Source organism: Microbacterium sp. K27, assembly GCF_004794435.1.
In the GTDB taxonomy this organism is placed as follows: domain Bacteria; phylum Actinomycetota; class Actinomycetes; order Actinomycetales; family Microbacteriaceae; genus Microbacterium; species Microbacterium maritypicum_A.
Genome location: NZ_SSDK01000028.1, coordinates 1 through 12195, shown reverse-complemented (window position 1 = coordinate 12195; position 12195 = coordinate 1). Strand labels below are relative to the sequence as shown.

The following is a 12195-nucleotide window of genomic DNA, read 5'->3' as shown; positions in this document are numbered from 1 at the left end:
GCCGGATGGCAGCGGCCCCTGCGGATGTCAAGGCGGTGGATACCAGGACGCGAAGGGCGTTGACTGACGACATGAATCCCCTGTGGAAGCTCGACCGCACCCTGCCCGTCGGATCCCCCTTCGAACCCGGCGCGCACCACGACGTCGTCATCGTCGGCGCCGGGATCACCGGTCTCTCCACGGCGGTGATGCTCACCAGAGCCGGGCTCGACGTGGCCGTGATCGAGGCGGGCGAGGTCGCCGAGCTCGCGACGGGGGCCAACACGGGCAAGCTCTCCCTGCTGCAGGGTGGCCAGCTCGCGACGATCCGGCGCCATCATCCGGCTGCGCTCGTGCGCGCCTACGTCGACGCCAACCGCTCGGGCATGGAATGGCTGCTCGCATTCGCCGAGCTCGCAGGAGTCCCCTTCACACGACACACCGACCACTCGTACGCGCAGGGCCCTTCCGGCATCGACACGGTCGACGAGCAGCACTCCGCGGCTCGGGAAGCCGGATTGCCGACGCGATTGGCGTCGCCCACCTCACTCCCCGCGACCCCGTTCCCGGTGGCCGCCGCCGTGGCGCTCGACGAGCAGGTCGCGATCGACCCCGTGGCCGTTTGCCTCGCCCTCACCGAGGAGCTTCTCACCGGCGGCGGCACGCTCCACACCGGCGTTCGCGCGACGGGAACCCACGCGTTGGCCGGTCGCGTCGACACCGCGCACGGGCCGCTCTTCGCCGACCACATCGTGCTCGCGACGGGCACGCCGATCACCGACCGAGGTCTGTACTTCGCCAAGACGCGGGGGCTCCGGTCGTACTGCGTGTCCTTCCGCGTGCCGGACGGCGTTCCGGAGGGGACATTCCTCTCGGTCGACGGACCGACGCGCTCCATCCGCCCGGTGACCGTCGCGGACGGCCCGGGTGGCGGCGCCCGACTGATCGTGGGCGGCAACGGGCACCCGGTCGGCCGATCCGGCGGCGAGAGGGCCGCGGTGGAGGACCTCGTCGCCTGGACGCAGCTGCACTTCCCCGGCGCGGAGGAGACGCACCGCTGGTCGGCGCAGGACTACGAGTCGCACGACCTGATCCCGTTCGTGGGGGCGATGCCGCGCGGCCTCGGCCGCATCCGCTTCGCGACGGGCTACGGGAAGTGGGGGCTGTCGAACGCCCCCGCCGCCGCGCAGCGCCTCACCTCCGAGATCCTGGGCACGCCCCGACGCGATCGCCCGACCTGGATCACCATGATCGGCACGCGTCTGACCGTGCCCGCCGACCTCGCTCGCGGTGCGGTCGAGGGCGGCAAGGTCGCGACGGCGCTCGCTTCCGGTTGGGTGGAGGCGGAGACCCGCCGCACGCCGGTGCCGCAACCGGCCGAGGGCCAGGGCGTGGTGGCGAATCGCGCAGGGCGCCCGGTCGCGGTCTCCACCGTCGACGGTGTGACGCGCGCCGTGAGCGCGGTGTGCACGCACCTGGGCGGCGTGCTCGCCTGGAACGACGCCGAGTGTTCGTGGGACTGCCCGCTGCACGCCTCGCGCTTCGCGCCGGACGGCACCCGCCTCGAGGGTCCGGCGCTGCGAGACCTCACTCCCCTGACGCCGGCGGACCCGGAGTGATGTCGCCGGCGGGAGGCGCGCCGTCCCACCCCTGCTGCGGCGTCTCCCCGTTCTCGCGGAACACGTACTGCGACACGAGCTTGCGCTGGCTGCTCGACCAGTCGATCGCGGGGCGACGCTGTTCCGGCGGCAGGTAGCCCAGCCGGTAGACGGCCATGAGTTCGAGATCGTCCGGCACCCGCAACAGCTGCACGATCTCGTCCCAGCGGCCCGGCACCTCCATCGGGAACGAGATGAACTGGATGCCCATGCCGAGTTCGACCGTGGTGAGCCAGACGTTCTCCATCGCCGCCCCCATGCTGAACACCGAATAGAACGACGAGAGCTGCCCCGGCCGGTACTCGCTGCGGTCGAGCATCACGCCCAGCAGCAGCGGCGACCCCGCCACGAGCTTCCGGTTCTCGGCACCGAGGGTCTTCGGCACTCCGAAGGTGTTCATGAGCGTCTGCCCGCGCTTGGTGAACACCTGGCTCGTGAACGGGCGGAGCGCGGCGGGCAGCTTGTCGAACAGCATCCCGCTGCGCTTCTCCTCCATCTCGGCCTGACTGAAGCGGAAGTACGGTTTGTACCGCTCGAAGAACGTGCCGTTCGACATCGCCTCGGTCATGCTCTCGCCCGAGATGCGGGCGATCTGCTCGATCGTTTCGCGGCTCTCGATCACCACGAATCGCCAGGGCTGGCTGTTCAGCTGCGACGGAGCGCGGCCCGCGGCTTCGAGGAGGATGCGCTGATGGTCCTCGGAGACAGGGTCGGGCAGGAATGCGCCGTTGGTGGTCTTGCGGCGGCGGATGGCATCGAGCAGTTCCATGCGTTTCACTTCCGGTCGGCGGCGGATCGCGAGAGCACCAGCCCTGCGACGATGAAGGGGGCGGCGGCGAGCGCGACCAGCGGATGCCGCCGGCTGTGCGTGCCGAGGTACGGGATGGCCGCGAGCGGCACGGCGGCGGGGAGCAGCCCGACCGCAGCGCGACGGCCACCCGTGCGCGGCCCCCGCGACCAGCCCGCCACGACGGCGACAGCCGAGGTCGCACATGTCGCGATGTAGAGCGCGTGGTGCAGCCAGCGGAAGCGGCTGGTGTCGACCAGGCGCGCGGCGACGGATGCGCCGAGTGCGCAGTTCACGGCGTAGGCCGTGGCCGCAGCGGCGAACAGCGGCGCGTTGTTCGCGCGCTCACGGCGGTGGACCATGGCATGACCCTACGCCCGCGCCTGGGCCTCAGGCTCCCCCTTGCACGCGAGTGCGCCGGTCGGCTAGGCCGTGTGCCGGACGCGAACGACCCCCTCCTGCGCGGACATCGCTCAGGAGGGGGTCGGCTCGGTACGTGGCCTAGAGGTTGCCCTCCGCGTAGACGCGGAGCGCGTCGCGGACGAACTCCGCACCGTGCGTGCCGCCGGACGATGTCGCGTAGTTCGCGCCGAAGCGCGGATCCGCGACGTACATCTCGCCGAGCCCGATCACGTATGCCTTGACGTCTCCGCCGGGGACGGCGGCGGGTGTGCCCGGGATGCCCGTGAGCCACTCGACGTGGCGACGCGCGACCTCCTGGGCCGCGGGTGAAGCCGGATCGATGCCGCTCTCCGCGGCGGCGATCCAGTCGCGCCCGAGGTCGGACACGCGCTGCTGCCAGTCGGCGCGCGCGGCGTCCGTCATCCCGCGCCACCAGCTGTCGCTGTCGGCGTAGGCCTTCTTCCCCCAGCGTTCCTCGACTTCATCCTTGTGCTGCGTGTGGTCGAAGCCGTCGAACATGTTCTCTGCCATGAGGTTCTCACCTCCTCTCAATGCCGTGATGGTGGATTCGACCGACGCGATCTGACGCGCCAGCCGGGTCTGCTCGTCGCGCAGCAGCGCGAGATGGGTTTCCAGGGCCGATGCCTCGCTCGCTGCGGCATCGCTGTCCGATGCGGATCCCAGCACGTCCGCGATCTGCGGGAGACCGAGCCCCAATTCCCGCAGCAGCAGGATGCGCTGCAGACGCACCAGCGCCGGGCCGTCGTAGTGCCGGTAGCCGTTGTGCGCGATGCGCGAGGGCGGCAGCAGGCCGATGTCGTCGTAGTGCCGCAGTGTGCGGCTCGTGGTTCCGGCGAGGCGGGCGATCTCCTGGATCGACCAGTCATCCGTCTCCATTCCGCCTCCTCTCGTTCGTGGTCGTGCGGTGATGTCTTGAACTCTAGAAGTTGACGTTGCGTCAAGGTCAACATCTTTCAGCGAATATTCGCGCTCCCTTCTTGACAGGATCGAGATATATCGTGTTATCGTGGCAACACACGATATATCGTGACCCTCAACCCAGGAGAAGCAGACATGACCGAGAAGTGGCTCATCGCCCCCGGCGAGGAACGCGTCATCGACATCGAATCCGTCACCCGCCTCAAGGTGGGCCTCGTCGGTGGACAGGTCGACATCATCGCCCATGACGAACCGGGCATCCGCATCGAGGTGCACGGTGTCACCACCAAGGACCTGCGCATCGAATCCCACGACGGCGAGGTCGAGATCGACCACCCGCAGCTGGGCTGGGACAACTTCCTCGAGGTGTTCCGCAACTTCGGCTCCGGCGGCCCCCGCGCCGAGGTGAGCGTCGCGGTCCCCCGCGCGATCGCCCTGAACCTCGGTGTCGTCAGCGCCGGGGCTCTGGTCTCCGGACTCCGCAACGACGCCCGCCTCAACACCGTGTCAGGCGACATCATCGTCGACACCCTGATCGGCGACCTCACGGTCAACTCCGTGTCGGGCGACGTGCAGGTGCGCGGCCTCACCGGCTCGATCAGCGCGAACAGCGTCTCGGGCGATGTGGCCGTCACCGGTGCCGTGCGCCGGGCGACCGTCGACATCGTCTCCGGCTCCACGCTGGTCGACGCCGCGGGCGACGTGAACACGATCAACGTCAACTCGGTCTCTGGCGGCACCACCGTGCGCCTCGACGAGTCGCTCGCCGCGAACTACGTCATCCGGTCACTGAGCGGACGCCTGCTGATCGACGGGGTCGAGCGCAGCACCTCGGGCCCCAGCAACTACACGGGCACGACCGGGGAGCTCGCCGGACGCTTCGTCGACCTGCGCGCGAACTCCGTCTCGGGGGGCGTGACGGTCCTCCGCCGCACCCCGGCATCGATCGCCGACGACCCGGAGTGGGAAGCATGAGCCCCGCGGTCTTCTCCCACGGCGACCTGCGCCTGTACCTGCTGTCGCTGCTCGCCGAGGCGCCGCAGCACGGCTACGGCATCATCCAGTCGCTCACCGATCGCACCGGCGGCACCTACACGCCGAGCGCCGGGACCATCTATCCCCGGCTCGCGAAGCTCGAGGAAGAGGGGCTGGTCACCAAGACCGTCGACGGCCGCACCACCATCTACTCCATCACCGAGGCCGGGCGGGCGGAGCTCGCGTCGCGCGAGGGCGACCTCGCCGGCATCGAAGCCGGCCTCACCGACTCGGTGCGGCTGATCGCGAGCGAGGTGCGGCAGAGCGTCCAGGACGCGATGAAGAGCCTTCGCGCCGATCTGGCAGCGGCCGAGAAGGGCGAGCGCACGGCAGCGAAGAACCGTCCCCGCACGGCGACCGACGACTCCCGGCTCGTCAGCCGCGAGGAGATGCACCGCGCCGATGCCGTGATCAACGCCTTCCGCGCACGGGTGCGCACCGATCTGCGCACCCACATCGCGAAGGGCGGCACCCTCTCCCCCTCGGTCGTCACCGAGCTCGAAGCGGCGCTCGACACCGCCGCACGCGGTGTCACGGTCGCCCTGAGCACGCCGCGCCCGTGATCGGTTCGGAGCCGGGTGCGGCACGTCCGCGGCAGGACGACGCCCGCGCGCGGGTGGAACCTCGTCTGCCGGGGCACGCGCGACAACCGCAGCTCCCCACCCCACCCGTGCAGACGTCACCCTCCGCGCGACGTCACGGCATCGTCATCCACATGGGGTGACGCCGTACGAGAAGAGGCCCCACCGGCAATCGCCGACGGGGCCTCTTCTGCGTCCGGGGAACGGCCGCTACTTCTCGGGCCAGATCTCCTTCTGCTCGTCCGGCACCGACTCTCCGAGCGGCACGACGAGGATCGAACGATGCTGCCGGTGCGCGAGGCGCGCGGCCACCGATCCGGTGAAGAACTCCCTGATCGACTCGCCGATGCCACGCTTGCGTGTACCGACGACGATCAGCTGCGCGTCGAGCTTGTTGGCGAGCTGCTTGATCGCCAGAGCCGGATCGCCGACCAGTTGCCGCGCCGTCCAGGTGACGTCGGTGCCCGCCAGCAGCGTGGCCGCAGCGGCCTCGACCGCCTCGAACTCCGCGGCTCCGGCGTCGAAGTTGATGTCGATCGGAGCCGAGTGGACGTAGCCGTCCGGGTCCTCGTACGTCACGAAGCGCGTGACGTCGACGTGGGCGACCACGAGCGGTGCGCTAAGAAGTCGCGCGTAGCGGACGGCCTCATCGATCACGTGTCGGTCCTGGTCCAGCTGCATGCCGACGATGACGGCTTTCTGCAGAGCCGCATTCTGTGCGGCCTCGTCGGAAGGAGTGGAGGTGTTGTCGGTCATGATGATCGTTCCCTTCACCGGCCTGGCATCAGCCAGAGGGTCGTACCCGCGTGCTATTCTGAATGCTACTCTTACCGGCCTTCAGCCGGTGTCGTGAAATGCATCGGGCCTGAACAGCCCGCAGCTTAACTCGTGAGGGGGTCTCGCGCATGGGCCGTGGCCGTCAGAAGGCGAAACACACCAAGATCGCCCGCGAACTCAAGGCGTACAGTCCGTCGGTGAACTACTCCGCTCTCGAGCGCGAGTTGGGTCATCCGACCGACGAAGACGCGTATGTCGACAAGTGGGCCGATGACTATGCCGACGAAGACGAGGATGAACTAGAGAAGGCCTGACCGCCCCTCTGTTCGTCGCACCCGCACCACGTGCGGGTGTTTCGTCGTGCTCTGGCGCTGAGCCGATGTGCTCAGCGACAGAGCACCGTCTGTCATGCCCCGACGTCGCCAGCTGAGAGGATCTCCTCATGGCACACGTCGTCGCCCTCTACCGTCACCCGATCAAGGGACTCACCCCCGAGCGTCGGGACTCCCTGACCGTGCAGCCCGACGGCCGGATCACCGGCGATCGCGTGCTCGCCTTCCGGTTCGCGGATGCCGCCGAGCCGGAGGACCGCGACGGCTTCGACTACTGGCCCAAGGCCAAGGGGCTCGCCCTCCAGGACTTTCCCGCGCTCGCCGCCCTGCGCACGAGCTATGACGACGAGACCCGACGCATCCGCATCGAACACGCCGGCTCGGTGCTCGTCGAGGCGACCCTCGACGACGGCGGACGGCGCGAGCTGACCGATGCCGTCACCGACTTCGTCCTCGCGACCCCCGAGGGCCGTCGGCTGCGACGCCCCGGCCGACTCCCGCTCGCGCTCGTCGGTGACGGGGAGACGTCGCGCTTCCAGGACCGCCCGCGCGGCTACGTCTCGATTCACGGACGGGCCAGCGTTCGCGCGCTGGGGGAGGCGCTCGGGACGAACGTCGACGACCGACGCTTCCGCTCCAACGTGGTGATCGACGACGCCTCCCCGTGGAGCGAGCTCGAGTGGACCGGCCAGGTGCGCGTCGGCGACGTCGCCTTCCAGGCCGCCGGCCCCATCGTGCGCTGCCTCGCGACCCACGCGAACCCGGAGACGGGCGTGCGGGATGCCAAGGTACTCACCACCCTCACGAGCGCCTTCGCCCAGCAGGAGCCGACCCTCGGACGCCTGCTCCTGCCCGGCTGGGCGCCGTCGGACGACGGTCGACCCCAGGGTGGTGGCCTGATCCGCGTCGGTGATGAGATCCACACCCACCGTGCATGATCGTCTCCCCGCGCGCACCGGATCGCCCGTGGATGTCCTCACATGGGGCTTGTGAGCGCAAACATGCGCCGCTTCAGAGACCGGTCCCGACGGGCCCAGGGTTCGCGATCACTCGCCGGAGGCGTAGCGGGCACGAATCTGCCCGGTGATCCAGCGATTGAGCGCGGCAGGATCACCGAGCGGCAGCCCCGTCCGCGGGTCCGGCGTCGCGTAGTCCGACGGTCCGAATTCCGCCAGGAAAGTCGGGCGACGGCCCTCGGAGCGCAGACGGTCGACGACGAGGTCCCACCATCCCCACTGCGCCTCGACAGCGGACGCCCACCGCGGAGATCGCGGGTCATCGATCTGGGGGGATTGCGCGTGTCCGAATCGCGCGTGGATATGGTCGGCGCGGTCGACAGCCAGCGCCATGGCCTCGGGCTGATCCTGCAACAGCGACTCGGCGGAGACCATCCAGTGGGAGACGTCGAGCGTCAGCCGGAGGCCCGGATGCCTCTCGAGCAATCGCGCCGAGGAGTGCGCGGAGGGGAGCATCCGCGCACGATGCGTCTCGACCAGGATGTCCATGCCGGTCCGCTCGCGCTCGGCGACGATCCAGCCGGCGAGCGCGTCCAGGTCCCGCTCCCTCCAGTGGTCCCGACCGGCGTGCAGGGTGATGTGCAGCGGGGCGATGCCCTCGGCACCGATGGCATCCAGTTGGAGCGCGAGCGCGCGGCGGTGCGCCTCAGGATCGGATTCGACGCTTCCGACGAGCAACGAGACCGGCGCACCGGTCTCGTCTATCACCGCGACGAGCTCGCGCCGGGCGCTCGACTCCGAGGGAAGCCAGAGCTCCACCCCGTCGTAGCCTTCGCGGAGCGCGGTCTCGACCAACGCTCGCGGAGGCATCGCGGAGACCCAATCGTTCATCAGGACGAGCGGGCTTCGTGTCATCGGCAGATGTCCTCTCCGGTGGATCGGGGCATCGCCGCGAAACCGACGGTCGGCGTGTGCGTGTCAGAGCATGTCAGCGCTCCCTCGATGAGGCCGAGTATAAGCGTCACCGACTTCTTTTGTCGGTTGTGAGCGCAAACATTCTGTGGTTGGATGTGCTTGTGATCGACGGCGCCTCGGCGTCACCCCCGCCCAGGGCGATCCGCAGGAACATGACCTCAAAGAGGAGAACAGCATGGCAATCACCCCTCGCTTCACCCGCACCGCCGCGATCGTCGCGGTCGGCGCGGTGTCGGCCTTCGGCCTCGCAGCCTGCTCATCCGGCGACTCCGGTGACAGTGGCGCCAGCGGCGAGCCCATCACGATCGAGTACCTGCACCGCCTGCCTGACGGCGAGGGCATGACCCCCGCCTCCGAGATCGTCGACCGCTGGAACGCCGAACACCCCGACATCCAGGTGAAGGCGACGAAGTTCGACGGCAAGTCGAGCGACATGATCCTCAAGCTCGAGACCGACGTGAAGGCCGGCAACGGACCCTGCCTCGCGCAGACGGGCTACTCGGAGGTCCCGCAGCTGTTCGTCAAGGGACTGCTGCAGGACGTCGCGGACGAGGCGAAGAAGTACGAGGACGACTTCTCGGCCGGTGCGTTCAGCGGCATGAAGGTCGGCGACGCCATCGTGGGCCTCCCGCAGGACACCGGCCCCCTCGTCTACTTCTACAACGAGGCCGAGTTCACGGCGCTGGGCCTCGACGCCCCGAAGACGCTCGACGACCTCACGGCCGACTCCGCCGCCGCGGCCGCCGCCGGCAAGTACGTCACCGCGTTCACACCGGATGAGGCTCAGAACTGGCTCTCCGCCCAGTCGGCCGCGGCCGGCGACACCTGGTTCAGCACCGCCGGCGACGAGTGGAAGGTCGACGCCGAGGGCGCAGGCTCCGAGCGCGTCGCCGCGTTCTGGCAGGGCCTGCTCGACGGCAAGCAGACGTTGGCGACCGAGCGCTGGGGTGAGGGCTTCACCGCCGCGCTCAACGACGGCAGCCTCATCGGCCACGTCGGAGCCGCGTGGGAGGCCGGGTTCCTCCTCGATTCGCTCGACGGCACACCGGCCGAGGGGCAGTGGCGCGTCGCCCAGCTTCCCGACTTCGGCGCGGGTGCCATGAGCGGCCCTGACGGCGGTTCCGGCGTCTCGGTGATGAAGGGCTGCGAGTACCCCGCCGAAGCGATGGAGTTCAACGACTGGTTCAACACGCAGGTCGACGACCTCGCATCGCAGGGCCTCGTCGTCGCCGCCAAGGGCGACGTGGAGACCCCCGAGAAGATGCTCCGCCAGTTCGGCGGTCAGGATGTGCTCGCCGAATTGAGCACGGCCACCGAGAACCTGAACCCCGACTTCCCCTACGCACCGGGCTTCTCGACGCTGTCGAAGATGAACGAGACCGCCGCTGCGGCCGTCGCCGGCACGGCATCGGTGGCCGACATCTTCACCACCGCGCAGGACACCGCCGTCTCCTCCCTGAAGGACCTCGGCCTCCCGGTCGCAGAGTGAGTCGACGAGAAGGCATCATCGGATGATCGACGGCGGAGTGCACGCGCAATCGTGCACTCCGCCGTCGTCTTGACCTCGAGAGGCGACACCATGGTCACAGTGACCGAAACGCGAGGTGCGGCACCGGCGCCGACATCGCGCATCCCCGCGGATCCCACCCGCCGGCGCCGGTTCGGGACCCGACGCGAAGGTCTCACCGGATGGCTGTTCATGGCACCGTTCGCGGTGCTGTTCGTGCTGGTCTTCCTGGTGCCGATCATCGTGTCGATCCGCTCGTCGTTCTTCGCGCAGGTGCCGTCAGGAGACGGACTCTACGGCGGCGGCGAACTCGTCGACACGTTCGTCGGTCTCGAGAACTTCGTCACCGCCGCGACCAACGGCGCGTTCTGGACGGGCATGGGTCGCGTCGTCCTCTATGCCGCACTGCAGATCCCCGTGATGATCTTCGTCGCGCTCGGCCTCGCCCTGCTGCTGGACTCGTTCATCGTGCGCCGTCCCACGCTCTTCCGGCTCTCGTTCTTCCTCCCGTACGCGGTTCCCGGCATCATCGCGGCGATGATGTGGCTCTACCTCTACACGCCCGAGGTGTCGCCCTTCCTGCCCTTCCTCCCCGAAGGCACCGACTTCATGGCACCGGGCACGATCCTGTTCTCGATGGCGAACATGACGACGTGGACCTACACGGGCTACAACATGCTGATCTTCCTGTCGGCGCTGCAGGCTGTTCCGCGCGACCTCTATGAGGCGGCTCGCCTCGACGGCGCATCCGGATTCCAGATCTCGATGCGCATCAAGGTACCGCTGGTGCGCGGGGCCGCATTGCTCGCCGTGCTCCTGTCGATCATCGGCACCATCCAACTGTTCAACGAGCCGGTGGTGCTGCAGGCCGCGAACTCGTGGATGGGCAAGGACTTCACCCCGATGATGCTCACCTACAACACGATGATGGGCGAGATCTCACCGTCGGGCAGCGGCCCGGCATCCGCATACTCCCTGCTCATGGCTCTGATCGCGGGTGTGCTCGCGATCGTGTACGCGCTGCTGCAGCGCCGGAAGGGCGACGCATGACCACCACGCGCCTCATCACCACCGAGCCATCCACGCGCCGACGCCCCCGTCGCCCGCGCGACGTGGATGCTCCGCCGCCCTCGATCGCCCCGACCCCGGTCGCGCGCGCGTTCGGCATCATCGCGCTCGTGATCGCGACGCTGTACTTCCTGGTGCCGGTGTACTGGCTCATCGTCGCCTCCACGAAGAACAACACCGACCTCACCTCGACCTTCGGCTTCTGGTTCGCCGACTGGAACCTCGGCACCAACTACGACAGCCTGATGAACTGGACCCAGGGTCTGTTCTGGCGCTGGGTCGGCAACTCGATGCTCTATTCGGTGAGTGCGGGCGTCATCGGCACCCTGTTCGCCGTGATGGCCGGTTACGCGATCGCGAAGTTCGCGTTCCCCGGCAAGCGCATCGCCGTGGGCGTGATCATGGCCGGGCTCCTGCTCCCGGTGGCGCTGCTGACGGTGCCGCTGTACATCGAGTTCCAGGCGCTCGGACTGACCAACACCGTCTGGGCGATCATCATCCCCTCGGCGGTGTCTCCGTTCGGTGTCTTCCTCGGCATGGTCTACGCCCAGTCGTCGGTGCCGACCGAACTGCTCGAAGCGGCTCGCATCGACGGCGCCGGCGAGGCCCGCATCTTCTTCACGATCGTGATGCGCCTGCTGGGTCCGGCGATGGTGACGATCTTCCTGTTCATCTTCGTCGCGACGTGGAACAACTTCCTGCTTCCCCTCATGATGATCTCGAGTCAGGATCTGAAGCCCGTGACCCTCGGTCTCTACGGCATGGTGAGCTACTTCGCCCCGGACAAGGGTGCGGTCATGCTCGGCGCCCTGCTCGGCGTCATCCCGCTCGTGCTGCTGTTCTTCGCCCTGCAGAAGTACTGGCGTTCCGGTCTCGCCGCCGGCGCAGTCAAGGGCTGATCCCCCGTCTCATCCCTCACGTCCGCCCTCGGCCCATCGGCCGAGGGCGGACGTCTGCGCGCGGTGGATGTGCGGTGCTGCGTGGCTGCGCGGTGTGCGGGGGTTGCGGGGTGTGCGGGGGCCGCGGGGTGTGCGGCGTCGGAGGGCAAGCCGGGTCGGAGGCTCAGCGAGCGCACGGGAAGCTGGCGAGCGCACCGAATCTCCACGCGTACAAGCCGTGCACTCGACAACGAGCCGTGCACTCGGCGGGGCGAGGGCGGGTGGGCGCGGGGCGGGCGGACGCGGGGCGGGCGGACGCGG

General features: G+C 68.9%; 13 protein-coding genes. 8 read left to right on the top strand and 5 right to left on the bottom strand.

Translation table 11 applies throughout. The annotated features are described in order from the left end of the window. Positions 1–71 precede the first annotated feature (71 nt). Positions 72–1598, top strand: coding sequence for an FAD-dependent oxidoreductase (locus DW307_RS02125; protein WP_029265269.1), 1527 nt, complete (start codon positions 72–74; stop codon positions 1596–1598). Here DW307_RS02125 and DW307_RS02120 read toward each other — a convergent pair. The 3 genes from DW307_RS02120 to DW307_RS02110 all read right to left on the bottom strand — a co-directional run bounded on the left by DW307_RS02120 (position 1567) and on the right by DW307_RS02110 (position 3723). After that, positions 1567–2406: a nitroreductase family protein gene (locus DW307_RS02120; protein ID WP_029258386.1), complete on the bottom strand. Its 840-nt coding sequence runs from the start codon at positions 2404–2406 to the stop codon at positions 1567–1569. The two genes, DW307_RS02125 and DW307_RS02120, sit on opposite strands and share 32 nt — an antisense overlap. Positions 2407–2411: 5 nt before the next feature. Then, positions 2412–2786 (bottom strand): hypothetical protein, encoded by a 375-nt coding sequence (locus tag DW307_RS02115; RefSeq protein WP_021201496.1) that lies wholly within the window; start codon positions 2784–2786, stop codon positions 2412–2414. A gap of 139 nt (positions 2787–2925) precedes the next feature. After that, a complete protein-coding gene (locus DW307_RS02110; RefSeq protein ID WP_136023795.1) occupies positions 2926–3723 on the bottom strand; it encodes a MerR family transcriptional regulator in 798 nt (265 codons plus the stop codon). 177 nt (positions 3724–3900) lie between these two features. Between DW307_RS02110 and DW307_RS02105 the strand changes: the two genes are divergently transcribed. After that, positions 3901–4740: a DUF4097 family beta strand repeat-containing protein gene (locus DW307_RS02105; RefSeq protein WP_029259534.1), complete on the top strand. Its 840-nt coding sequence runs from the start codon at positions 3901–3903 to the stop codon at positions 4738–4740. Continuing rightward, a complete protein-coding gene (locus DW307_RS02100) occupies positions 4737–5363 on the top strand; it encodes a PadR family transcriptional regulator (RefSeq protein WP_029259535.1) in 627 nt (208 codons plus the stop codon). Before DW307_RS02105 ends, DW307_RS02100 begins: the two co-directional genes overlap by 4 nt. A 228-nt stretch (positions 5364–5591) precedes the next feature. Here the strand turns inward: DW307_RS02100 and DW307_RS02095 are convergent, their stop codons facing one another. Next, positions 5592–6137: a universal stress protein gene (locus tag DW307_RS02095; protein ID WP_029259536.1), complete on the bottom strand. Its 546-nt coding sequence runs from the start codon at positions 6135–6137 to the stop codon at positions 5592–5594. 149 nt (positions 6138–6286) lie between these two features. Here DW307_RS02095 and DW307_RS02090 point away from each other — a divergent pair, with 149 nt between their 5' ends. Together DW307_RS02090 and DW307_RS02085 are read left to right on the top strand one after the other, a co-directional pair. After that, entirely contained in the window at positions 6287–6472 is a 186-nt protein-coding gene (locus DW307_RS02090; protein ID WP_029259537.1) for a DUF3073 domain-containing protein, read from the top strand. A gap of 128 nt (positions 6473–6600) precedes the next feature. Beyond that, positions 6601–7428, top strand: coding sequence for an MOSC domain-containing protein (locus DW307_RS02085; RefSeq protein ID WP_136023794.1), 828 nt, complete (start codon positions 6601–6603; stop codon positions 7426–7428). Between the two features lie 108 nt (positions 7429–7536). On the opposite strand, the gene DW307_RS02080 is transcribed toward DW307_RS02085, so the two are convergent. Further along, complete coding sequence (locus DW307_RS02080) at positions 7537–8361, bottom strand: sugar phosphate isomerase/epimerase family protein (protein WP_136023793.1); 825 nt, start codon at positions 8359–8361, stop codon at positions 7537–7539. A gap of 235 nt (positions 8362–8596) precedes the next feature. Between DW307_RS02080 and DW307_RS02075 the strand changes: the two genes are divergently transcribed. The 3 genes from DW307_RS02075 (at position 8597) to DW307_RS02065 (ending at position 11895) form a co-directional block, all read left to right on the top strand. Continuing rightward, the gene (locus tag DW307_RS02075) at positions 8597–9910 is read left to right on the top strand and encodes an ABC transporter substrate-binding protein (RefSeq protein WP_136023792.1); all 1314 of its coding nucleotides are present in this window, start codon (positions 8597–8599) and stop codon (positions 9908–9910) included. A 90-nt stretch (positions 9911–10000) separates the two neighbouring features. Further along, positions 10001–10978 carry a carbohydrate ABC transporter permease gene (locus DW307_RS02070; RefSeq protein WP_029259541.1) on the top strand — a complete coding sequence of 326 codons (978 nt, stop codon included), beginning with the start codon at positions 10001–10003 and terminating at the stop codon, positions 10976–10978. Then, a complete protein-coding gene (locus DW307_RS02065) occupies positions 10975–11895 on the top strand; it encodes a carbohydrate ABC transporter permease (protein WP_029259542.1) in 921 nt (306 codons plus the stop codon). The genes DW307_RS02070 and DW307_RS02065 overlap by 4 nt, the downstream gene beginning before the upstream one ends. Positions 11896–12195 lie beyond the last annotated feature (300 nt).

What these genes read in the sequence shown, in the direction of transcription:
- DW307_RS02125 (WP_029265269.1), top strand. Translation starts at nt 72, where the DNA reads ATGAATCCCCTGTGGAAGCTCGACCGCACCCTGCCCGTCGGATCCCCC.
- DW307_RS02120 (WP_029258386.1), bottom strand. Translation starts at nt 2,406, where the DNA reads ATGGAACTGCTCGATGCCATCCGCCGCCGCAAGACCACCAACGGCGCA.
- DW307_RS02115 (WP_021201496.1), bottom strand. Translation starts at nt 2,786, where the DNA reads ATGGTCCACCGCCGTGAGCGCGCGAACAACGCGCCGCTGTTCGCCGCT.
- DW307_RS02110 (WP_136023795.1), bottom strand. Translation starts at nt 3,723, where the DNA reads ATGGAGACGGATGACTGGTCGATCCAGGAGATCGCCCGCCTCGCCGGA.
- DW307_RS02105 (WP_029259534.1), top strand. Translation starts at nt 3,901, where the DNA reads ATGACCGAGAAGTGGCTCATCGCCCCCGGCGAGGAACGCGTCATCGAC.
- DW307_RS02100 (WP_029259535.1), top strand. Translation starts at nt 4,737, where the DNA reads ATGAGCCCCGCGGTCTTCTCCCACGGCGACCTGCGCCTGTACCTGCTG.
- DW307_RS02095 (WP_029259536.1), bottom strand. Translation starts at nt 6,137, where the DNA reads ATGACCGACAACACCTCCACTCCTTCCGACGAGGCCGCACAGAATGCG.
- DW307_RS02090 (WP_029259537.1), top strand. Translation starts at nt 6,287, where the DNA reads ATGGGCCGTGGCCGTCAGAAGGCGAAACACACCAAGATCGCCCGCGAA.
- DW307_RS02085 (WP_136023794.1), top strand. Translation starts at nt 6,601, where the DNA reads ATGGCACACGTCGTCGCCCTCTACCGTCACCCGATCAAGGGACTCACC.
- DW307_RS02080 (WP_136023793.1), bottom strand. Translation starts at nt 8,361, where the DNA reads ATGACACGAAGCCCGCTCGTCCTGATGAACGATTGGGTCTCCGCGATG.
- DW307_RS02075 (WP_136023792.1), top strand. Translation starts at nt 8,597, where the DNA reads ATGGCAATCACCCCTCGCTTCACCCGCACCGCCGCGATCGTCGCGGTC.
- DW307_RS02070 (WP_029259541.1), top strand. Translation starts at nt 10,001, where the DNA reads ATGGTCACAGTGACCGAAACGCGAGGTGCGGCACCGGCGCCGACATCG.
- DW307_RS02065 (WP_029259542.1), top strand. Translation starts at nt 10,975, where the DNA reads ATGACCACCACGCGCCTCATCACCACCGAGCCATCCACGCGCCGACGC.